Source organism: Streptomyces marispadix (genome assembly GCF_022524345.1).
Classification (GTDB): domain Bacteria; phylum Actinomycetota; class Actinomycetes; order Streptomycetales; family Streptomycetaceae; genus Streptomyces; species Streptomyces marispadix.
In genome coordinates, this window is record NZ_JAKWJU010000002.1 from 6,421,778 (window position 1) to 6,444,265 (window position 22,488).

A 22,488-nucleotide genomic window follows, 5' to 3' on the forward strand; every position below is an offset into this window, starting at 1 on the left:
CCCGCTTCGGTCGACTGGTCGTCGGCACCCTGTCATCATTATGATGAAGGTGCGTCATTATTGCGAAGCACGGCGGGCACGTTACGAACCCCGGCGAGCGAGGTCAAGACGCTGCCCATAACACGTGACCCGGAGATGACACGGGGGCTGCGGCCCGGCCGTTCAGAGAGGAAGACGTGACCTATTCCCTGGTGGTACGGGACGATGACGGAAGCTTCGGCGTCGTCACCGCGTCGAAGTCCCTCGCCGTAGGAGCCTCCGTACCCGCCCTGGCCGCGGACGCCGGCGCCCTCGTGACGCAGGCCCACACGAACACGACGTTCGCCGAGCGTGGGATCACGCATCTGCGTGCCGGGTTCGACGCGGCTCAGACGGTCGAGCGCCTGATCTCCTCCGACCCGGGACGTTCACTGCGGCAGCTCGCGGTGCTCGGTCCGGCGGGCGACGCCGCCGCGTGGACCGGCCCCGACTGCACGAGCACCGCCGGACATCTTCTCGGTCCCGGATGCGTGGCCGCCGGCAACTGCCTCGCCGGAACGCCGGTTCTCAGCGCCCTGCGGGACACCTTCCTGGCCTCGGTCGGCGCGCTGCCCCACCGCCTGATCGCGGCACTCGCCGGCGGCGAGGAAGCCGGTGGGGACCGCCGCGGCAGGCAGAGCGCCGCACTGCGCGTTGTCGGCCCGGCCGACGACGGCAGCCTCCGCAGCCCGGCCCGCGTGGACCTGCGAGTGGACGATCACGAGGACCCGGTCGGCGAGTTGCGCCGCCTCCTCGCGCTGCACGATGTCTTCACAGGCGCGGCGGACCCGTCCGGAGGTGGCCGCTGAAGGCGGTGCCGCCCCCCGGGTGGTCCACCGCGAGATCCCGAACTCGGGCTGCCGTACGGCCTGTTCGGTGCGGCGCTGGTGAACGACCCGCCCGTGACGGGGCGGTCAGAAGGCGAGGGGAGTGACCGCTCCGAGCACCACAGTGGTCTCCGTTCCGGGGTTGGCCCACCAGTGGGCGGCTGTGCAGTCGTACGTGATCGTGTCGCCCTGCGACAGGTCGACGACCTCCTGGCCGATGCTCACCCTGAGCCGCCCCGACAGCACGACGACGCACTCCTGACCCAGGTGGCGATAGGAATGTCCCTCATTGCTGAACCCCGGAGGCACCTCGCTCCGGATCACTTGCAGACGCCCGCCCGACGGGGTCAGCAGCTCGCGCAGCACCTGCGAGTCGCGGGTGTCGTCGCTCGGCGCCGGCAGCCGGGGCCCGTGACCGGCGCGGACGACATGGTGCTCGCGCTCGGCCGCTCCCTGGAGCAACTGCACCAGCGGGATGCTGAGTGCGGTGGCCAGGCGCTGCATCGTCTGGAGGGAGGGATTGCCCTGACCGCGTTCGAGCTGGCTCAGCGCGCCCGTGCTCACGCCCGCGCGGGACGCGAGCGCTTCGACGGTCATGCCCATGAGGCGCCGCGTCGACCGGACGGTCTTCCCGATGGTGGCGAGTTCGCCGTCACGGTCTCCGGCGGGAACGTCCCGGGATTCCGCGAACTCCCCTGCTGAACCGTCGGGTTCCCCGGCGGGTTTCCTCGGCATCCCTCACCCTTCGGTACACCGCTGCGGTCGGACGCCCTCATGAGCGCCCCAGAATTCTATGCGTCCACGGCAGCGCACCCGGAGTACCGGCCGCCCACGTCCGACGTCCTTCCCTTTCATGCGCGGCCTGGCTTCGCATCCGACTCCAGCAGGTCTTGAAGTACGTACGCCCGCAACCGAGTTGAAACGCCGCCAGCTGAGACGACGTCCGAATCCCGCGCAACAAGCACAAGAACCTCGCGTATCCCTTTCGCGTGCGGACCCAGACAGAGCCGCAAGGCTGGTGGTTCCAGGGACCATCAAGGGCGAGAGCGCCCGATCGTCGCGTTGCACCCCGATCGAGTCCGCGCTGTCGAAGGGCCGCATACTCGGTGTTCGTCGCGGTGCCGTGAAGCGGTGACCGGTGCCCAGGGCGGATACGGAGGCGTAGGGAGAAATGGCAGACACGAACGGCCCGGCCGTGCCGGAAGCGGTGGACAGCCCCGCTCTTCGGCCCCAGCCGACCGGAGGCCTGGCCGGCTGGCTGCTGCGCCACCGGGTGCAGCCGGTCGGGCCGGCGACCGGTGAGGGGCATACGGAATCCCACGCCTGGTGGAAGGTGATGTGTCTGACCGGGGTGGACTACTTCTCCAGCCTGGCGTATGTACCGGCGATCGCGGCACTCGCGGCCGGGGCGGTCTCCCCGCTGGCGACGTTGCTGATCGTGATCTTGACCCTGGCGGGGATGCTGCCGATGTATCGGCGCGTATCCCGCGAAAGTCCCCACGGAGCCGGGTCGGTGGCGATGCTGGAGGATCTGCTGCCGTTCTGGTGGGGCAAGCTGTTCGTGCTGGCCCTGCTCGGCTTCGTGGCCACGTCGTGGATCATCACGATCACCCTGTCCGCGGCGGACGCCTCGGTGCACATGACGGAAAACCCCTACTTGCCCCATGCCCTGCACGGTCATGAGGTCGCCATCACCGTGGCGTTGCTGCTGGTACTCGGCGGGGTGTTCCTGCTCGGCTTCAGTGAAGCGGTGAGTGTGGCCATCCCGCTGGTCGCGATCTTCCTGGTGCTCAACGCGGTGACGGTCGCGGTCGGACTGGTGGAGGTGTTCACCACGCCGGGAGCCTGGTCCGCGTGGACGGACGCCCTGATCGAGGGCGGGGGCGGACTCGGTGATCTGGCCGGGCCGGCGCTCCTGGCGTTTCCGCTGCTGGTGCTCGGCCTGTCCGGCTTCGAGACCGGGGTGAGCATGATGCCGCTCGTGTCCGCCGACGGTTCCGATGACGAGCAGCGGCTGCACTCGCGTATCCGCAACACCCGCAGGCTGCTGACCACTGCCGCGCTCATCATGAGCGTCTACCTGCTGTGCGCGAGCTTCGTGACCACCGTCCTCATTCCCCACAAGGAATTCGAGCCTGGCGGTGCGGCCAACGGCCGTGCCCTGGCGTGGCTGGCACACGAGCACGTCGGGGAGGCGTTCGGCACCGTCTACGACATCAGCACCATCTTGATCCTCTGGTTCGCGGGCGCGTCGGCGATGGCGGGGCTGGTGAACATCGTCCCGCGCTATCTGCCCGACTACGGCATGGCCCCTGAATGGGGCCGCGCGGTGCGGCCCGTCGTGATCGTCTACACCGCCCTCTGCGTCTTCATCACGATCGGGTTCGACGCCGATGTCGATGCCCAGGCCGGCGCCTACGCCACCGGCATCCTGGCCATGATGGTCTCCGGTGCGTTCGCCGTCACCGTTTCGGTCTTCCGCAGTCGCCGGCGCGCGGCCGCCACCGGCTTCGGGCTACTCACCGTGGTGCTTCTCTACGCGCTGCTCGCGAACATCGTCGACAAGCCCGACGGCATCGCCATCTCCGGCCTGTTCATCCTTGGCATCGTCACCGTGTCGCTGATCTCCCGGGTCTCTCGCACCACCGAACTGCGGGCCGACCGCATCGTCTTCGACCCGGCCGCCCGTCGGTTCATCACCGACACCCTCGCCCACGACAACGCCATCAACATCATCGCCAACCAGCGTCAGGCCGGAGACCAGGCTGAGTACTCCGCCAAGGAACGCGAGCAGCGCCTCGACAATCCGGTCCCCGGCCCGGCCGACGTGCTGTTCCTGGAGATCGACGTCGTCGACCCGTCCGACTTCAGCGAATCCCTCACCGTGTACGGCGTCGACGTCGAGGGTTACCGGATCCTGCGAGCCGAGGCCCCGGCGGCCCCGAACGCCATCGCCGCGATCCTGCTCGCCCTGCGCGACGCCACGGGTGTTCAGCCGCACTGCTACTTCTCGTGGGCCGAAGGCAGCCCTCTCCGGCACATGTTCCGCTACTTCCTGCTGGGCCGCGGTGACACGGCTCCGGTCACACGCGAGATCATCCGCAGCAACGAGCCCGACCCGGAACGTCGCCCCGGCATTCACGTCGGCGGCTGACCTCGCGGCCCCGCCGGGGGCCGTGCCTTGACCGGGCGAGCCCACCGACAGGCCGGATGCCGATGGACCGGTGCATGCAGTCGGTGTTTCTCGATCAACTGAAGAACCGCGTCCCTTGTAGCACCGGCGAGCGGTCGCGGCGCCGGGGGAGGGGCAGTTGACGCGGGCACCACCGGGCGCAGCCCGTGGACCCAGACGCGTACCGTGGCTGTATGTGTGTGAATTCCACGGCCCATTCTGCTACTTCAGGAACGGACACGCATTGCCCGTACTGCGCTTTGCAATGCGGCATGGCGTTAATACCCTTGCCGGACAGTAACGGGACCCACACTGCTACGCGAGCCGGTGTGGAGGTCGCGGAGCGCCCCTCGTTCCCTGTGAACCGGGGCGCGCTGTGCGGAAAGGGCCGTACGGCGCCTGCGGTTCTCGCCCCGCAGGCGCGCCTCACCCAGCCGCTCGTGCGGCGCCGCTCATCCGGCGAGTTGGAACCCGCCTCGTGGGAGGAGGCGCTCGACCTGGTCGCCACAGCCCTCGACCGGACACGCATCACGCACGGTCCAGATGCTGTGAGCGTCTTCGGCGGGGGCGGGCTGACGAACGAAAAGGCCTACGCCTTAGGCAAGTTCGCCCGGCTGGTGCTCGGCACCTCCCAGATCGACTACAACGGCCGCTTCTGCATGTCCTCGGCCGCCGCAGCCGGGACCAGGGCCTTCGGCGTCGACAGGGGGCTGCCGTTCCCGCTGTCGGACGTGGCACGTACGGGCTGTCTCATCCTCGTCGGCTCGAACCTGGCGGAGACGATGCCGCCCGCGATGCGGTATCTGAAGGAGCTGCGCGATGGCGGAGGCACCCTGATCGTCGTCGATCCACGGCGCACTCGGACCGCGAAGCAGGCCACCCTCCACCTCGCCCCGCGGCCCGGCACCGACCTGGCACTGGCGCTGGGCCTCCTCCACCTCGTCATCGCCGAGGGCAGGCTGGACCAGGACTTCATCGACTCGCGGACCACCGGCTGGACGGAGGCCCACAGCGCCGCCATGACGTACCGGCCGGAATCGGTGGAGCGCATCACCGGAGTCTCCGAGCCCGAACTGCGCGAGGCCGTACGGCTCTTCTGCGAACCGGAGCACTCCATGGTGCTCACGGCACGCGGTCCGGAGCAGCAGTCGAACGGCACCGACGCGGTCAGCGCCTGGATCAACCTGTGCCTGGCGACGGGGCGTGCCGGACGGCCGCTGTCCGGCTACGGCTGCCTGACGGGCCAGGGCAACGGGCAGGGCGGACGTGAACACGGCCAGAAGGCAGACCAGTTGCCCGGATACCGAAAACTGGACGATCCCCGTGCGCGAGCTCACGTGGCACGGGTGTGGGGCGTGGACGCGGAGGTTCTGCCGGGCCCGGGGCGCAGCGCGTACGAACTGTTGGACGCGCTCGGCGGCGACATCCGCGCGCTGCTGCTGATGGGCTCGAACCCGGTCGTCTCCGGCCCGCGCGCCGCGCATGTCGAACAGCGGCTGCGCGCACTCGACTTCCTCGCCGTGTGCGATGTGGTTCTCTCCGAATCGGCGCAGCATGCGGACGTGGTGCTCCCCGTAGCGCAGTGGGCCGAGGAGACCGGCACGACGACCAATCTGGAAGGCCGTGTGCTGCTGCGCCGCAAGGCGGCCGATCCGCCGGCAGGTGTACGTACGGATCTCGACGTGCTCAACGGGCTCGCGGCACGGCTGGGCTGGGAGCGGAGTTTCCCCACCGACGCGGAAGAGGTCTTCGACGAGCTGGGCCGCGCCTCGGCGGGCGGCCCCGCCGACTACTCGGGCATCACCTACGCGCGCATCGCGGCGGAAGACGGTGTGTTCTGGCCCTGCCCGGAAGGGGGTGCGGAGCTGGCGGAGACGGCGGGGGGCGCGGAGACCGGGGCGCACGCGGCCGGAACTCCCCGGCTCTTCCTCGACCGCTTCGCCACGCCGGACGGCAGGGCACGCTTCGTCGCGGTGACGCACCGTCCCAACGCCGAGGAGCCGGATGCCGATTACCCGTTGCGGCTGACGACCGGCCGTGTGCAGGCCCAGTACCAGTCGGGCGCACAGACACGCCGCGTCGACGCCCTCAACAGGGCCGCCCCCGGCCCCTTCGTCGAGCTGCACCCCCGCTTGGCCCTGCGGCTGGGCGCCGAAAGCGGCGACAGGCTCGCGATCGTCTCAAGGCGGGGACGTGCGGTGGCACCGGCACGCATCACGCGAGGCATCCGTCCGGACACCGTCTTCATGCCGTTCCACTGGTACGGCGAGGGCCGCGCGAACACGCTCACCAACCCCGCGCTCGACCCGACGTCACGGATGCCGGAGTTCAAGACATGCGCGGTACGCATCGAACTGGCCGCGCCCGTATCGCAGGAACGCGACCGCAAGCGCTGAGTAATGCGACCGGCCTGGGCGATGACTCGTCGGAACAGTCACGCGGAGGCAGTGCTCACGGAGTGCACATGGAATTCCTACCGGCCCACCGGCAGTGCGCGTGGGCGGATGTGTCTCTCGAACTCGTCGCCTGAATACTCCCGTTCCCGTCGTGAGCACGGCAACCACGCTTGCTTGAGCAACATGGTGTAAGGCGAAATCAGCCCGGCAGGGTCAGAAGCTTTTCGCGGTGTCTGCGACTTCCTTGAGGATTTTCCGCTCAGAGCCGGTGGGGAGCATCACCACGACGCGATCGACGCCGGCCGCCTCGTAGTCGTCGAGTCGATCGAGGTGGGCGAGGAACACATTGATCTCCATGCGCCCACGGCCGAGTGCGGCGGCGCGCTCCTGCAACTCGGAGACCCGCGCCCCGAAGTAGCCCATGTCGTCATGGTGGCCGGGCATCCATCCGTCGCCGAAGGCCAGCACCCGGTCCAGCACAGTGGGGCCGTCCCCTCCGACGAACACCTTCGGCCTCGGCTTCTGAAGCGGTTTCGGCCAGGAGTGGATGGGGTCGAACCGCACGAACTCGCCGTGGTACTCCGCCTCGTCGTTCGTCCAGATCTGCTGCATCGCCGCCATCCGCTCCGCTATCAGCCTCATCCGGGTACGGGGATCGGTGCCGTGGTTGCGTATCTCCTCGCGGTTCCACCCCGAGCCGGCACCGACCCCGAGCAGCAGCCGCCCCTGTGACAACTGGTCGAGTGTGGCGATCTCCTTTGCCAGCAGGATGGGATCGCGTTGCACGACAAGGCAGATCCCGGTGCCGAGTCGCAGGGTCGAGGTGACCGCGGCCATCGAGGCCAGAGTCAGGAGCTGGTCGCGGTTGCGGTAGTAGTCGCGGGGCATGTCGTTCGTCGATTGCACGAACTCTTCGCGCTGCCCCAGTTTGACGTTCTCGTCCCCGGTGGCGTAGGTGACCCGGCGGGCCACCGGCACGTGGCTGTGGTCGGGCAGGAAGACCGACTCGATGCCGAGCCCCTCGGCCTCGCGGGCGATCTCCAGTGGGTCGAGACCCTCATCCGAGTTCATGGAGAACACACCGAACTTCATTGTCCCTACCTCTCGTTGCGGACGTCGAGTCCGGCCCCGGGCCCGGGGTGGTTGCCCGGACCGGATGCTCACCGCTCAGGACACGGATCAACCACCCCGGGCCCGGGGGCGGTTGCTGTGCGACGGCCTCCCCGGGCCCGGCCAGGCCCTCGGCTATGTGGTGGGGTCGAGCTGGCCGACCTGGTAGTCGCCGGCCGGCTGCTGTGAGATGACGTTGATTCGGTTGACGGCGTTCATGAAGGCGATCAGGGACACCAGGGCTGCGAGTTGCTCCTCGTCGTAGTGCTTGGCTGCGTTTGCCCAGACCTCATCGGTGACACCACCGGCCGCGTCGGCGATGCGCGTTCCCTCTTCGGCAAGCTCCAGGGCGGCCCGTTCTGCGTCGGTGAACACCATGGCCTCCCGCCAGGCCCCGACCAGGTGGAGGCGCAACTCGGACTCTCCCGCGTGCGCGGCCTCCTTGGTGTGCATGTCGATACAGGTGCCGCAGCCGTTGATCTGACTGGTACGGAGGGACACCAGCTCCCGCGTCGTGACCGGCAGCGGCGAGTCCGCGAAGAACACCTTGCTTGCCGCGAAGACGTACTTCAGGAACTTGGCCGAGAACGGGTTCTCGAAGAGGTTGTAACGAGCAGCAGTCATGGATGAACTCCTTTGTTCTGTCGTTGTCGGCGATTACGTCCCGATGACCGGTGCGACTGCGACGCGTCAGGAAAACGCGGGCTCCTCACACCTGCCGCGTGAGCGATCAGCCACGGAACGAATGACTTCCGCTTCCGCCCCTTTGTGCTTGGTGCAGATCCGCAGCCGGTTTTCGGTCGTTCGGCTTGAGCAGAGGGGCGGTTGACCAATTGGCCGTGCCGTGCCGGACTCGGCAAGTGCGGTCGTCACTCCTGATGACTCGCCGGCCGGCCGGTCATCATGCGACCTTCTCGGCGCTCACGACGGCCTGCACGGGGATGACGTCCGGTGGCAGATCCGCGGGGTCCTGGGTGATCGTCTCGGTGACCGCGAACCCGCATTCTTCGAGCCAGCGCCGGTAAGTCGACACTTTCTGCGGCCCACCCTGCCCGGTGGCGCAGCCGAGGAAGAATGTCGGGTAGTAGTCGACGGTGTACGAGTCCTTGAGGTTCTCGGTGTACACGGGCACGAGGATGTGCACCTGTCCGCCGACGTTCAGTGCCTTGTTGACGCCGTGGAGGATCGTGAACACCTCGTCCCTGTCGAACATGTTCAGGAAGTGCTTGATCAGTACGACGTCGAATCCCCGGGGGATCTCCGTGAAGGCGTCACCGCCGATGAACGAGCAGTGCTCGGCGACACCGTGCGTCCGGAAGTTCTCCAGGCACTCCGCCTGTTTCTCGGGAAGGTCGAAGGTGGTCACCCGAAGTCCGGGCGACGCCTTCCGCTTGTACGTGTTGATCGCGCCGAGTCCGGTGTTGCCGGCGAGGTCGAGCACCTGCGCTCCGGACGGGATGTCGATGTTGTCGAAGAACCACGGATCGATTCGGGCGGTGACGACGTCCATCAATGTCGACCAGGCCTCGCGCAAATCCCGGTGCTCACCGACGGCGCCGTACAGGTCCCCGTCGAATCCGTAGAACTCCTTGAGGCCGACGACCGTGCCGGTCCGCACACTCTCGGTCAGGTAGAAGAGCTGCCGAAGTGTGGTGACCTTGATCAATTTCATGAACGCGAGCACGCGCTGGATGTCGGCTTCGGCGACGCCGCCGAGCGCGGCGAGGGTGTAGCCGCCGGTCGCTTCGTCGTGGGCGACGAAGTCCTCCTTGACCAGCAGATGCAGGAGTTGTTCGACCGCGTCCGGTTTGGCACCGGCCGCTTCACCGAGCTGCGCCGCGGTCATTCCGGGGGTTTCCCGTAGCGCGTCGATGATGCCCAGCTCGAAACAGGACAACAGGTTCATGAAGCGCGAGGGCCCCACCATGTATTCACGAAGTCGCGCGAGTGTGGCTTCCGGTGTCATGCACTAAACCCCTTAGAGTCGGTTGTCCCCGTCACCGCGGCGCAGCAGCTCGAACCGATCTACCCGGCAACGTCCGTGACCTTCTCCGCGGCCACGATCGCGTGTACGGGAATGGCGTCGGCAGGTATGTCGGCGGGGTCCTCGACTATCACGTTCGTGACCTCGAACCCGCACTCCTCGAGCCAGCTTCGGTAGGTCGACAACTTCTGTCCTCCGCCCTGTCCCATGGCACATCCGATGAAAAAGGTCGGGTAGAACTCCACGCTGCTGCGGGTGTCCGTGTCGTCATCGTTCTCGGGATACAGCGGAATCAGGATGTTGACCTGTCCGCCGACGTCCAGCGCCTTGTTCACGCCTCGGAAGATCTTGAACACGTCGGCTTTGTCCCACATGGCCAGGAAGTGCTTGATCAGTACGACGTCGAATCCCCGGGGGATCTCCGTGAAGACGTCACCGCCGATGAACGAGCAGTGCTCGGCCACACCGTGCGCGCGGAAGTTCTCCAGGGCTTCCTCTTCCCTCGCGGGAAGGTCGAAGGTGGTCACCCGAAGTCCGGGCGACGCCTTCTGCTTGTACGTGTGGACGGCGCCGAGTCCGGTGTTGCCGGCGAGGTCGAGCACCTGCGCTCCGGACGGGATGTCGATGTTCTCGAAGAACCAGGGATCAACGCGGACGGTCTCCATGTCCATCGCCGGTGCCCAGGCCTCGCGCAGGTCCTTGTGTTCGGCCAGGGCGGCGAACAGCGTGCCGTCGAATCCGTAGAACTCCTTGAGGCCGACGACCGTGCCGGTCCGAACGGTCTCGGTCAGGTAGAAGAGCTGCCGAAGCGTGGTGACCTTGATCAGGTCGAACATGGCGAGCACGCGCTGGAGGTCGGCTTCGGCGACGCCGCCGAGCGCGGCGAGGGTGTAGCCGCCGGTCGCTTCGTCGTGGGCGACGAAGTCCTCCTTGACCAGCAGATGCAGGAGTTGTTCGACCGCGTCCGGTTTGGCACCGGCCGCTTCACCGAGCTGCGCCGCGGTCATTCCGGGGGTTTCCCGTAGCGCGTCGATGATGCCCAGCTCGAAACAGGACAACAGGTTCATGAAGCGCGAGGGCCCCACCATGTATTCACGAAGTCGCGCGAGCGTAGCTTCCGGTGTCATCGCACCGATCCTCTCGATTGGCGATCTGATCTTCATTGCTCTGCCGGCACGCCGAGTTCACGACCTCGCCGGCCGGCGTTGTCAACTTGAGCCCATGGCTTGGAGATCCGGCGTCCTTGCGACCCCGGGAGACTTAACGTCGAGACCGAGGCGCGTGCCGACAAGGAATCGCCAGAGCGAATTTCGGTTCGGGAGTTCCCTACTTGGCCAACCGGTCGAAGGTGGCCGTGACATCTCTCGGATGGTAGTAGGTGCGCCCGGTGTGGGTGTAGCGGCGCCATCGGTACTTGTGGGCGTAGCGATAGATGCTGCCCTTGGGAATGTGCCAGACAGTGGCAATGTCATCGGCCGTCAGACCGGCCGTCAAGGTCTCACGGTTCAAGCCCGCTCTCCTTTCCTGACGCGTATCCGACGGGCAAGCCTTGCCCACCATGTCACCGGCCACGAATGGCAAGAGGAAAGGGTGCAGATGATCTCAGAGGGAGAGAGATCATCGTGAGCGCGTATGTGAGCGAAGAGCTCACCTTCGCAGCCGCTTTCGGGACAGTCGCCGACCGGTACCCGCCGGACGCTCTTCGGATAGGCGAGGTCCCGTGCGTTGCGCGTGAGGTCCCGGATCTCCTCCGCCAGGTCGCCTGCTGCGGGGTGGCGGGTCAGCCACTGGACGTGCCGGTCCAGAAATCGCGCGAGCTTGGGAATTTCCCGGGTCGGGGGCTGTAGTCGTCGCTCGTCGGAAACGAGGCCCAGGCCCAGGATGCCAGGACTGTACGGATGGACGACCGCACCTCGGCGGCTGCGGGGTTCATCGAGTCGCTGGCGGCGCTTTTCTTGTGGGATTTCTTTATGACGCGCACTGCGTCCGGGCCGGCGCCCGTGTTGCAATCTGCGTACAGAGCAGGCAGGTTCCGCAGTTCGTGCGTCAAACGGTCATGGCACGGCAGGCATAAGAACGTGCCGTCACAAGGCCTACCCGGACCGTCCCTCCCGCTCCGACAGGATCGGGTACGGCAAAACTCTCCTCCCATTCCATTCCCCTTTCCCGTGCTTCCCCGGTCTGTCCAGCGAGGATTTGCGCCGTGGCCTTCATGCTTCACGAGACGCAGACGGGATTGTGATCTGGCCCTTACAAAACGGCATGATGTGAGCGGGTGAAGGGAGACGTCAAGGGGCCTGCCGAAGCGCCACGGAGGCACGCGCGGCGCCGCGGGAGGCCGTTTTCGCAGGCTCGCCGGTCATCGACCTGAAAGGCCGTCACATCGTCCCAACGTCTTGTCGGCGACTTCTTCACTGCCGGGTTTCCACTCGTTCATCGGACTCGTTCGCGAGGGCGTGCGGGGTCTTGGCCCACTGCGAACACGCCCCGAGAGGCCGGCCCCCGGGCCGAGCTGCCGCCGGCTCCTCCCCGTCGCCACCAGCGTCCCGCACCCGTCCATCGCGGCAGCCGCGTCCGGAGGCCGCCCCTGCGCTGACCCCGCGAGTCAACTTCGTTTGCAGGGAACGTACTTGGAGCCCCGTGCGGCACTTCATCGACCTTGACAGCCGGTCGACGAAGAACCTATACATAAGATCGCAGCCTTGAGTACGCCCTGGAGCCGCCCGCTCGGTTCTCGCTCCAGACCGCGACGCGCTCTGTGAGGCGCCGGCATGACGTGCCGGGGCGCCTCGTCGATCTGCTTCCTCGCTCCGATCCCTTCGCACCACCCCCTCGCCCCACGGGCGGCCTACAGCCACGGGTTCCCACGGGGCGTTCGCCGGTGAGCGGGCCTGGCATGGACGTCCGCGGGTGACAGGGCCGGGCGCGCCGCCGACCGGTTCGCCCGTTTCGGACGCCGACTCCGTCACGCCGAGGCTGTGTCTCTCTCCGCCCCGCCGCACCCGCATCGGTGTCAGGGCTCCCACTGGCTGTGCCCGCGCGGCGGTGCGCAGTGAACCGGCCGGGGAAGCAGACCAGTTGATCGCAAGTCCCCGCGAGGGGGCGGTAAGCCCGGCGGCCGGCCGCAGGTCTCTCCAGGTCGATGTGCCCACGGAGGTACGCGCGATTTCAGTACATGCCGCACGGCGAGCAGCCGCGACGGTCGGAGCCTGCTCGCCGTCCCGGCAGCCGGCACCTCGATCGGGCACCACGCCGGCGCCGGTCGATGGCACATGGTGAACGACGGGCTCGGGCTTCCTCCCGGCCCCGATTCCCAGACGGACCCGGAAGAAAGCGGAATTCCAGACATGCCTATTCTGTGCAAGCCGTCGGTGAGTGTTCCGGAACACGTCATCACTGTTGAGGAGACTTTGGAGTTCGCCGAGAAAGTACATGCCGGAAAGCCTCAACTCCCGCTGGCGCTCCGCCTGATCAAGAACACGGGAGTGCGGAAGCGGCACATCGTGCAGCCCATCGAGAAGACGCTCCTCCACCCGGGGCTGGAGGAACGCAACCGCGTCTACGAGATGGAGTCCAAGAAGAGGTGCCCTGAGGTCATCGAACGGGCACTGGAGAACGCCGGTACGACGGTCCGGGACATCGACGCGATCATCTACGTGTCGTGCACCGGGTTCCTGATGCCGTCGCTGACCGCCTGGCTGATCAACACCATGGGCTTCCGGTACGACACCCGGCAGATACCCATCGCGCAGTTGGGGTGCGCGGCGGGCGGCGCGGCGATCAACCGGGCCCAGGAATTCTGCACGGTCTACCCGGAGAGCAACGTTCTGATCGTCTCCTGCGAGCTGTGCTCGCTGTGCTATCAGCCCGACGACGACGGTGTCGGATCGCTGTTGTCCGACGGCCTGTTCGGCGACGCGGTCGCGGCGGCCGTGGTGCGGGGGCGCGGGGGCACCGGCGTGGCGCTGGAACGCAACGCCTCCCACCTCATTCCCCACACCGAGGACTGGATCTCCTACGCCGTGCGCTCCACCGGGTTCCATTTCCAGCTTGATCGCCGGGTGCCGGGGACGATGGAGCCCATCGCCCCCGTGATGCGCCAACTCGCCCTGGACCACGGCTGGGACGTGGGCAACCTCGACTTCTACATCGTGCACGCCGGTGGCCCCCGCATCCTGGACGACCTCGGCAAATTCCTGGGCGCCGACCCGAAGATGTTCCGCCACAGTTGGGCGACCCTCACCGAGTACGGAAACATCGCCAGCGCCGTCGTACTGGAAGCCCTCCGCAGGCTTTTCGAAGAAGATGCGCTGGTGCCGGGCGCCACGGGCGTGGTCGCGGGATTCGGTCCCGGCATCACCGCCGAGATGGCCGTGGGCCAATGGGCCGTCGACGCGGAGAGCCCCCCGGACTGGATGCTGCACGGTGCGTCCGCACCGGCCCTTTCCCGAGCGTCCTCCTGAAGGCGCTCCAACGACCCTCGACGACAAGGAAGTGCATCGTATGAGCGGCCTCGTCATGCCCGCTGGTCACGGACGGAAGCTGATCACAAAGGCACAGGAGATCACCTTCAAGGTCACCGGGGCGGACGGCTCCGTCACGTCCTGCTTCGAGGTGATGGTTCCGCCCGGCTTCGACGTCGGGGCGCACGTTCACCACCACTCGCAGGAGTTCTTCTACGTACTGGAGGGAGAACTCGAACTTCTGGCGTTCGAGCCGACCGAGCGCACCGAGGACGGCTGGCACGACTGGGAGGCCGCCGACGGGACTCGTGCGGTGCGCGCGGGCCGCGGCAGCTGCATGTTCGTCCCGCCGAACACCCCGCACGCGTTCAGGAACCGCAGCGACGAGCCCGCGGTCATGCTCTTCCAGAGCCACCCGGCGCCGGACCACGAGCACTACTTCGACGAGATCGCCGAGATCTTCTCGGCCTACCAGGAGGTCGACCCGGCAGCCGTCGAGAAGATGCGCGAACGATACGACGTCCAGCAGATCACGCCGCTCCGCTACGAGCCGCCGTCCGCCGCCTGAACCCCGTCGAGCAGCAGTCACAAGGCGTCGTGAAGGGTGACGGTGGAGATATGGGCATGATTCCCCTGGTTCAAGCGAGCTTGGGCGAGCAGGAACTGGAAGCGGTCTCAGAGGTGTTCGCCTCGGGCTGGTAAGCCGGTCAAGGCCCGAGGGGGAAGGCGCTGGAAGCCGAGCTGACAGCCCGGTACTCGGTAGGTGACGCGGTCGCGTTGAGCAACTGCGGCGCCGCCCTTCATCTGGCCCTGCTCGCGCTCGGGGTCCGGCCGGGCGACGAGGTGATCGTCGCCGACTACACGTTCCCGGCGCCGGCCCACGCGGTGGGCTACCTCGACGCCGTCCCGGTCTTCGCCGACGTGCGGGCCGACACCTGCACCGTGGACCCGCAGGCGGTGGCAGACCTGGTCGGGCCGCGCACCGTGGGCATCATCGCCGTGGACACGGTCGGCCTGCCCGCCGACTACGCGGAACTGCGGTCGATCGCGGACCGCCACGGGCTGTTCGTCGTGGAGGACGCCGCATGCTCGGTCGGTGCGACCTACCAAGGGGGCCAGGCGGGTGCGCTGGCGCCCGTGGCCTGCCTGTCGTTCCACGGACGCAAGGGCGCGACCAGCGGTGAGGGCGGGGCCCTGTTGACGGCCGACCCGGCGCTCGGGGCGGACGCGCGACTGCGGTCGTCCTTCGGCATCGGCAGCATCTTCGAGCAGTCGAAGGTCGTCGGGCTGCCGATCCCGGAGTTCACCGAGATCGGTTACAACTACAAGCTGTCCGACATCGCCGCCGCGATCCTCCAGGTGCAGATCAGCCGGATCGACGCGTTGCTGGAGCGCCGGCAGGCCGTAGCGGCGCGGTACGCGGAACTGCTGGCCGACGAGGAACTTCTGACGCTGCCGCACGTGCCGCAGGACCGCACCCACGCCTGGCAGTCCTACATGGTGACGCTGCACCCGGACGTCGACCGGGCGGCGGTCGCCGCCGACCTGCGGGCCCGGGGCGTCGGCTGCGGGCACGGTACCTGGGCCTCCCACCTCCAGCCCGTCTACGAGGCGAAGCAGCAGTGCCCGGTCTCGGCGGATCTCTTCGAACGCAACCTCGCCATCCCCATGCACGCAGAGCTGAGCGCGGACCAGGTGGAGCGAGTCGCGGAAGTCCTTCGCAGCGCGCTCAAGACCCACGTACGTCCACACACGACCTGAGAGGGGCGCATGACAGACAGCCAGCCGACGCCGGAGCGCATCATGCAGCTCATCAACGGCTATTGGACGACCGCCGTCGTCGGCGCCGCGGCGAAACACTCACTCTTCACCCACCTCGACGCCGGCGCCGACACGGCCGGTCGACTGGCCGAGCGGGCGGACATCTCGGAGCGGGGCGCACAGACCCTCCTCGACGGGCTCGTGAGCCTCGGCCTTGTGGAGCTGCACGACGGCGGCTACCGCAACACCCCCGAGGCATCGGCCTTCCTGGTCGAGGGCAGGCCGGCCGGCCTGACCAGCTTCGCGACACTGAAGCTGCCCCAGATGTGCGTCATGGCGGACCTGCCCGACGTCGTCGAAGCCGGAGGGCCGGTGACGGACCCGGCGGTGGAGGTGGCCGACAACCCGCACTGGACGGAGGTGGTCACGGCCATCGCCGCGCAGTCCGTGCCCGTGGCGAAGATCGCTGCCGAGACCCTGCGCCTGGCGGAGGCCGGGGACGTCTCGATCCTCGACGTGGGTGGTGGCTCCGGCATCTACTCGGCCATCTGGCTCGGGCTCAACCCGGCCGCCCGGGCGACCCAACTGGACTGGGGGCCGGTCAACACCGTCGCCCGCCGGCTGGTGGCCGAGCACGGCGTGGCCGACCGGTTCTCCTGCGTGGACGGCGACTTCCACACGACAGACTTCGGCACCGACACCTACGACGTCGCGGTGTACTCCCACATCGCCCACCAGGAAGGCCCGGAGGACAACATCGAGCTCTTCGGCAAGCTGCGGAGCGCCCTCAAGCCCGGCGGCACCCTGGTCGTCTGCGACTACGTCGTCGAGAACGACCGCAGCGGACCGCCCTTCCCGCTGATCTTCGCCACGGAGATGCTGATGAAGAGCAAGCAGGGGAGCACCTGGCGGCGGGCCGACTACCGGTCGTGGCTCACCAAGGCCGGTTTCGACGACGTCTCGTTCCAGTCGACGTCCGCGCCCGCCACCTTGATCTTCGCCCGATAAGCAGCATCCGGCCGACACTTGAGGAGACTGATCGGGATCGACTGTCCCATCTGGACGGCGAACGTGGTCAGCCCGTCCAGGGGCGGAGCTTCTCGGGGTTCCGAACCGCCCAGACCCGCTTGACGCGGTCGCCCTCGACGTCGAACGCGAGGACCGCAGCGGTCACTCCCTCCTGCTGCAGGACCAGGCCGGGCTGGCCGTTGACCGTACGCTCCAGCAGCTTCATGTCGGGTGTCCGCTCGGCGATGTCGACGAAGGCCCGTGCGACGTGCTCGCCTCCCTTGATGGGGTGCAGCACGGCGCTCACGAGGCCGCCGCCGTCCGCGGTCGTCAGGGCCTCCGGATCGAGGAGGGCGATCAGGGCGTCTATGTCCTTGGCCTCCCAGGCCAGCTTGAACTCCCTGACCGTGTCGGTGCGTTGGGTCGTCGGCGTGGCGCGCGCCCGTGACGCGCGGATGCGGCGGCGGCCCGAGAAGGCCAGCTGGCGACAGGCATGCGGAGTACGGCCGACGATCTCCGCCACTTCGGCGAAGGAGTAGTGGAAGACGTCGTGCAGGACGAACGCCACGCGTTCGGCCGGGGTCATCGACTCCAGCACGACGAGGAAGGCCATGTTGACCGACTCGTCCAGGGTGACCCTGTCGGCCGGATCACCGGTGTTCCCGGGCGACCGCCCGGTGGTCCACTCCGCACGATCCGGCAGGGGCTCAGGTATCCACTCGCCCACGTAGTTCTCCCGCCGGACCCGCGCCGATCCGAGGTGGTCGAGGCACAGGCGGCTGGCGACCTTCATCAGCCAGCGGGCGGGCGACTCGATGGCCTTCTGCTGCTCGCGGGACAGGGCGTACCAGCGGACGTACGTCTCCTGCACGACGTCCTCGGCGTCGGTCAGGGAACCGAGGAACCGGTACCCGAGGTTGATCAGCCGGCGCCGCTCGCTCAGGATCGCGCTCAGGTCCGGGTCGAGCCGGCCGTCCGCCGGTTCGGACTGCGTGCTCATGGTGTGGCCAACTCGCTCTCTCGCTCCCGCCGTTGCCCGTTTTCGGCCGGACCTCGTACTCAGACGGACGTGACACCTGAGATTACGGACGGGCGGGCCGCCTGACATTACGAGGGCGTGCGTCGTCGTACTGGTGAGGGACCGCTTCCCGCCGTTCCTCTGCCTTCTGTGGCATACCCGATCACCACGTGTCCAGTTCGGGACCGGAGCGGCTCACACCTGTCAGGGGTTCCCGTCCCCAGGGCTGAGCGTGGTCCTGTTCGCATGGCCGTGTTCGCGGCGTGAGGCCGCTTCGGCGGCCCGCCCCTCGCCGGCTGAACCGGGACGCCGGACGGGCTCGGCCGCCGCCCACCCGCACGGTGGGCCCGGCCGACACCAGCGGACAAGAATCGTCGAAGAGGGAAACGACTATGGAATCTGTGAACGTCTCCATCATCTACTACAGCTCCACGGGAACCGTGCACAGCCTGACGCAGGCGGCGGCCGAGGGCGCGGAGAAGGCCGGTGCGACCGTACGCGTGCGCAAGGTCGCCGAGTCCGCTCCGCCGGAGGCGATAGCCGCGAACCCGGAGTGGGGCCAGCACTTGGAGGCCACCGCCGACGTCGAGCAGGCATCCAACGACGACCTGCTCTGGGCGGACGCGGTGATCTTCGGTACCCCCACCCGTTTCGGCAATGTCTCCAGCCAGCTCAAGGCATTCCTGGACACCGCCGGCCCCCTGTGGTTCCAGGGCGCGCTCGCAGACAAGGTGTACTCGGCCTTCACCTCCAGCAGCACCGCCCACGGCGGGCAGGAGTCCACGCTGCTGGCGCTGGGGAACACCTTCTACCACTGGGGCGGCATCATCGTGCCCCCCGGCTACACCGACCCCGTCCAGTTCCAGTCGGGCAACCCCTACGGCACGTCCCACGTGACCGGTGAGGGCCCGCCCGGCGAAGTGGCCCTGAAGGCGGCCGAGTACCAGGCCCAGCGGGTCGTGACCACCGCGAGGGCGCTCAAGGTCGGCCGCTCCGCCTGATCCGGCCGGGCAACGACGGCAAGCGACCGCGGCGTCCCCCGGTCATCGGGCCGGGGGCGCCGCGTGCACGCAGGACGGACAGCACAGGTACTCATCCGGCGCGCGGCGAGGCACCCCGCGGGGACGTTCGCCGAAGAGCTGGCCACCCGCTCGTTCGCCGCGCGGGGCCTCGCTGTTCGAGAGGCCGCCCCTCACGGTGGAGGCTCGCCAGTGGGGGACCGGCCGCCTCCCGGTCGCCCACGGAGAACGAAAGAACCCCGACCAGCCCCAGGCCGGCAGACGCCGACGGGATCGCTGCCCGCGGAGCCCGGCGGTCCCGTCGCTTACGGGAAGCCCGCCCCGGTCCGGGACCCCCGTGGCACCGCAGTGCCACGGGCGCCAACTCCGCTTTTCCCGCAGGGACTTCAGCGCGCTCCGCGCGACGGCCGCCCACGCCCGTCACCCCGCGACGCGATGCTCCGGATACGGCCGAATCGGGCCGCTAGCCCCCTCGGCTACCACAGGCCCGCACCGGGCCGTCCCGTGACTCCTGCGATTCCCGCGAACGCGTCGTCGTCCCGGGAACCGGCCCCCTCACCGCTCCTCGTACGGGCTTGGCCACCGAGCCGCCGATGGCCCGGACGTCCACCGAACGCTGCGAAGGAGACACTCCGATGAAAGACTCCCAGCTCCACCGAACGATACGGAAGCGCGGTCTTCACCTCGGCGTCGTGCCGGAGAGGGCCGCGGCGAAGAACGGCTCGACGACGATCACACTCGACCACGACTTGGACGTCCTCCCCGAAGCGGGGCGGCGCCTGACGGTGGCCGAGCTGGCCGAGCACGTGGACGACCTGGCCGGCCGGCTGTGGGCTGCCGGGGTGCGTACCGATGACCATCTGGTGGTCCACAAGACCGCCAACTCCGACGTCTGTCTCCTCGCCATGGCGGCCTCGCGCATCGGGGCGATTCCCGTGATGCTGTCGCCCGCCCTGGACGGCGCGACCGTCGGCGCCCTGCTACGGCGCCTGGACCAGCCGACATTGCTGACCGACGTGAACAAACTCGACGTGCTGGCCGACGAGCCGGTGGTGGACCTCACCCGAAGGGTGATCGTCGTGGCCGGCGACCGGCCGGGGGCGGCGTCACTCGGTGAACTAGCCGGGGCCCCGCGGGTCGAGCCGGTGCTCCGGCCGCTGGACGAGCCCGCGTTGATCACCCACACCTCGGGGACCACCGGGCTGCCCAAGCTCGTGGTGCACACGCCGCGGACCCAGGGCCTCCGGCTCACGCCCCAGTGGCGGCTTCTGTCACTGATGCGGAAGCGGGAAACCGCCGCGATCCACATCTCCTTCGTGCACTCGCGGATGTTCGCGGCACTGGCACTGGCGCTCTTCAAGGAGATGCCGGTGCTGCTCATGAACAAATCCGATCCGGACGACGCCGCCCGGTTCTTCCTCAGCAACCGGCCGGGGCTCATCGAGGCGCTGCCCAACTCGCTGATGGAGTGGGAACCGCTCGCCGACGACCCGCGCAAGCCGTTCGCGTCGGTGAAGTACTTCAGCAGCACCTTCGACGCGATCCACCCCCGGACCATGAGCCGGCTGCTCAACTCGTCCGAGCGGCGCGCTCCCTTGTTCTTCCAGATCTACGGCAGATCTACGGGCAGAGCGAGGTCGGCCCGGCCGTCGGCCGAGCGTACTTCCGCAGGTCGGCACACCGGACGAACGGACGCTGCGTCGGGTTCGTCATGCCGGGATGCGCGAAGGTTCGGGTGGTGAGCCCGGGCGGCAAGCGGCCCTCCAAGCGCAACCCCGGCTTCATCGAGGTCAGTTGGGACGGACTGGCGAAGACCTACTTCGGCGAGCAGGAGCGGTACGACGCGAACCGGCACGGCGCCTGGTGGCGGACCGGGGACGTCGGTTACCGCACCAAGGCGGGCTGCCTCCACATGCTCGACCGGGAGGTGGACATGATCCCGGGGGTCGACAGCAGCCTGGAGATCGAGGACCTCGTCCTGGGAGAGCTGGACGAGCTGAGTGAACTGGTCGTGGTGCCCGGTCAGAACGACGAGGCGGTCCCGGTGATCTGCACCCACGACGACAAGCCGCTGGACCGGGAGCGCTGGCGCAAGGCCGTCGCAGGCTTCCCGCAGCTGGCCGACCCGATACAGATCCCGCAGGCCGAACTGCCGCAGACCGCCACGCTGAAGGTGCAGCGCATCCAGCTCGCCCGGCGGCTGCGCGAACAGCCGCAGCAGCGGTGATGAGGACCTGCCCGACCGGACCCCGGACGTCTCCGTTCGTCCCGGGGGCCTCGACGTACCTCTCGGTGTCCTGGACGCCGGACGACGAACGCCGGTGAGTGCGCCGGACGGCCACCGGACCAGGGTGGAGCGCCTCGGTGCGCACGGCCCGGTGCGCACCGGCGACCCATGCGCACCCCGCCGAGGTGGACACCGGGACATCGGTCCGCCCGGCTCGCCGCAGTAGTGGAGTCCCACCAACCCGAAGGGATCAACAACATGACGCCGGAAGCCACACTCGGGCGGTTTCGCGAATACATGGTCGGGCCCGCACGGTTCATGAACCTGCTGTCCTGCTTCGAGCTGGGCATCATCGACAAGATCCGGGAGCAGCCTGGGGCGACGGCCACCGACCTGGGCAAGGCCGTCGGCGCCAAGCCGGACGCGGTGGAGCAGCTTCTGCACCTGCTGGTCAAGGAGCGGTTCGTCTCCTGCGACGAAACCTCGGGCGGGTACGCCCTCGACGCGCTCGCCGGGGTCGACGACGCCGACCTCCGGCGCGCGCTCACCTACATGAACATGATCAAGGTCGTGGCGCTAAGGCAGTTGTTCTACCTCACCGAAAGCGCGCGTACCGGCACGCCCTTCGGTCTGAAGGAGCTCTACGGGTCCGAGGGAACCCTGTACGGAGCCGTCGCCGAGCACAAGGACTTGCGCGAGTCCTGGTCGACGTTGATGGACACCGTCACCTCCCGCATCGACTCCTGGTTCTTCGAGAACATCGACCTCCCGTCCGGCGGGCGAGTGCTCGACCTCGCCGGGAACACGGGCCTCGGAGCGATCAACATGTACAAGCTGAAGGCGTCTCCCGGACTGAAGGTGACGACCTTCGACCTGCCGGAGAAGGAGGAGGAGTGTCTGGAGAACTTCCGGACCCACGGGGTGGACGAGCACTGTTCCTTCCTCGGCGGTGACGTCTTCGACGGCATTCCCAAAGGGTTCGACGTCGTGCTGATCAAGCACTTCCTGGACATGTTCGACAGGGACGACGTGTTCCGGATACTCGTCGGCGTCCACGAGTCGCTGGAGGTGGGCGGACGGGTCAACGTCCTGGTGCCGGTGTATCCCGAGAACATCACGGAGTCCGACAACTACAACGTCGACTTCTTCCCGGCCTTCTTCATCGGCTGCACCATGGGGCAGGGCGGGCCGCAGAAGCTGTCGACGTACACGAAATGGCTGGAGGAGTGCGGCTTCACGGTGACCGGCACGGTCACCAAGGACCCCGCCGAGATCCCCTCCGACGTCATCCCCGTACCGGCTGTTCTGTCTGCCGCGAAGACGGCGTGACCGACTGGTCCTCCCCGTCGGACTCCGAAGTGGGCGGCCCTCGCTCTCGGGATCGCTGATCCGGGAGGGGCCGAGGGGGCTCCCCATAGGTGACCGCTGGCCCGGAGGGGCGCGCGCAGGGGCCGCTTCGCTACGAAGAGGTCACGGGTGCAACTG

The 22,488-nt window shown here is 68.1% G+C and carries 15 protein-coding genes and 2 pseudogenes; 10 read left to right on the forward strand and 7 right to left on the reverse strand.

The genetic code is table 11. From position 1 onward, the window contains the following. The first annotated feature begins 176 nt into the window (after positions 1-176). A complete protein-coding gene (locus tag MMA15_RS26710; protein ID WP_241062725.1) occupies positions 177-827 on the forward strand; it encodes a DUF1028 domain-containing protein in 651 nt (216 codons plus the stop codon). Positions 828-932: 105 nt separating this feature from the next. On the opposite strand, the gene MMA15_RS26715 is transcribed toward MMA15_RS26710, so the two are convergent. Beyond that, positions 933-1,580: a helix-turn-helix domain-containing protein gene (locus tag MMA15_RS26715; protein ID WP_241062726.1), complete on the reverse strand. Its 648-nt coding sequence runs from the start codon at positions 1,578-1,580 to the stop codon at positions 933-935. Between the two features lie 436 nt (positions 1,581-2,016). Between MMA15_RS26715 and MMA15_RS26720 the strand changes: the two genes are divergently transcribed. Beyond that, on the forward strand, positions 2,017-3,999 hold the full coding sequence (locus tag MMA15_RS26720) for an APC family permease (protein WP_372498306.1): 1,983 nt from the start codon (positions 2,017-2,019) through the stop codon (positions 3,997-3,999). Positions 4,000-4,211: 212 nt separating this feature from the next. Then, positions 4,212-6,413, forward strand: coding sequence for a molybdopterin oxidoreductase family protein (locus tag MMA15_RS26725; RefSeq protein WP_241062727.1), 2,202 nt, complete (start codon positions 4,212-4,214; stop codon positions 6,411-6,413). 213 nt (positions 6,414-6,626) lie between these two features. On the opposite strand, the gene MMA15_RS26730 is transcribed toward MMA15_RS26725, so the two are convergent. The 5 genes from MMA15_RS26730 to MMA15_RS26750 form a co-directional block, all read right to left on the reverse strand. Next, positions 6,627-7,505 carry an LLM class F420-dependent oxidoreductase gene (locus tag MMA15_RS26730; protein WP_241062728.1) on the reverse strand — a complete coding sequence of 293 codons (879 nt, stop codon included), beginning with the start codon at positions 7,503-7,505 and terminating at the stop codon, positions 6,627-6,629. A 153-nt stretch (positions 7,506-7,658) separates the two neighbouring features. After that, entirely contained in the window at positions 7,659-8,147 is a 489-nt protein-coding gene (locus MMA15_RS26735) for a carboxymuconolactone decarboxylase family protein (RefSeq protein WP_241062729.1), read from the reverse strand. A gap of 277 nt (positions 8,148-8,424) precedes the next feature. Beyond that, positions 8,425-9,489 carry a methyltransferase gene (locus MMA15_RS26740; RefSeq protein ID WP_241062730.1) on the reverse strand — a complete coding sequence of 355 codons (1,065 nt, stop codon included), beginning with the start codon at positions 9,487-9,489 and terminating at the stop codon, positions 8,425-8,427. Positions 9,490-9,548: 59 nt separating this feature from the next. Then, on the reverse strand, positions 9,549-10,634 hold the full coding sequence (locus tag MMA15_RS26745) for a methyltransferase (RefSeq protein WP_241062731.1): 1,086 nt from the start codon (positions 10,632-10,634) through the stop codon (positions 9,549-9,551). A 199-nt stretch (positions 10,635-10,833) separates the two neighbouring features. Beyond that, a complete protein-coding gene (locus MMA15_RS26750) occupies positions 10,834-11,016 on the reverse strand; it encodes a hypothetical protein (protein ID WP_241062732.1) in 183 nt (60 codons plus the stop codon). Between the two features lie 1,838 nt (positions 11,017-12,854). On the opposite strand from MMA15_RS26750, the gene MMA15_RS26755 reads away from it, so the two are divergent. The 4 genes and pseudogenes from MMA15_RS26755 (at position 12,855) to MMA15_RS26770 (ending at position 16,739) form a co-directional block, all read left to right on the forward strand. Beyond that, positions 12,855-13,970 (forward strand): type III polyketide synthase, encoded by a 1,116-nt coding sequence (locus MMA15_RS26755; protein WP_241062733.1) that lies wholly within the window; start codon positions 12,855-12,857, stop codon positions 13,968-13,970. Between the two features lie 40 nt (positions 13,971-14,010). Beyond that, the gene (locus MMA15_RS26760) at positions 14,011-14,538 is read left to right on the forward strand and encodes a cupin domain-containing protein (protein ID WP_241062734.1); all 528 of its coding nucleotides are present in this window, start codon (positions 14,011-14,013) and stop codon (positions 14,536-14,538) included. Positions 14,539-14,588: 50 nt separating this feature from the next. Further along, positions 14,589-15,731, forward strand: a pseudogene (locus MMA15_RS26765) (DegT/DnrJ/EryC1/StrS family aminotransferase). 9 nt (positions 15,732-15,740) lie between these two features. Continuing rightward, a complete protein-coding gene (locus MMA15_RS26770; RefSeq protein WP_241062735.1) occupies positions 15,741-16,739 on the forward strand; it encodes a class I SAM-dependent methyltransferase in 999 nt (332 codons plus the stop codon). 67 nt (positions 16,740-16,806) lie between these two features. On the opposite strand, the gene sigJ is transcribed toward MMA15_RS26770, so the two are convergent. Continuing rightward, positions 16,807-17,739, reverse strand: a complete 933-nt coding sequence (sigJ, locus tag MMA15_RS26775; protein WP_241062736.1) for an RNA polymerase sigma factor SigJ — start codon at positions 17,737-17,739, stop codon at positions 16,807-16,809. 410 nt (positions 17,740-18,149) lie between these two features. On the opposite strand from sigJ, the gene wrbA reads away from it, so the two are divergent. The 3 genes and pseudogenes from wrbA to MMA15_RS26790 all read left to right on the forward strand — a co-directional run bounded on the left by wrbA (position 18,150) and on the right by MMA15_RS26790 (position 22,332). Then, positions 18,150-18,758, forward strand: a complete 609-nt coding sequence (gene wrbA, locus MMA15_RS26780) for an NAD(P)H:quinone oxidoreductase (RefSeq protein ID WP_241062737.1) — start codon at positions 18,150-18,152, stop codon at positions 18,756-18,758. A gap of 653 nt (positions 18,759-19,411) precedes the next feature. Beyond that, positions 19,412-21,003: pseudogene (locus MMA15_RS26785) on the forward strand (class I adenylate-forming enzyme family protein). A gap of 258 nt (positions 21,004-21,261) precedes the next feature. Then, positions 21,262-22,332, forward strand: coding sequence for a methyltransferase (locus MMA15_RS26790; RefSeq protein WP_241062738.1), 1,071 nt, complete (start codon positions 21,262-21,264; stop codon positions 22,330-22,332). Positions 22,333-22,488 lie beyond the last annotated feature (156 nt).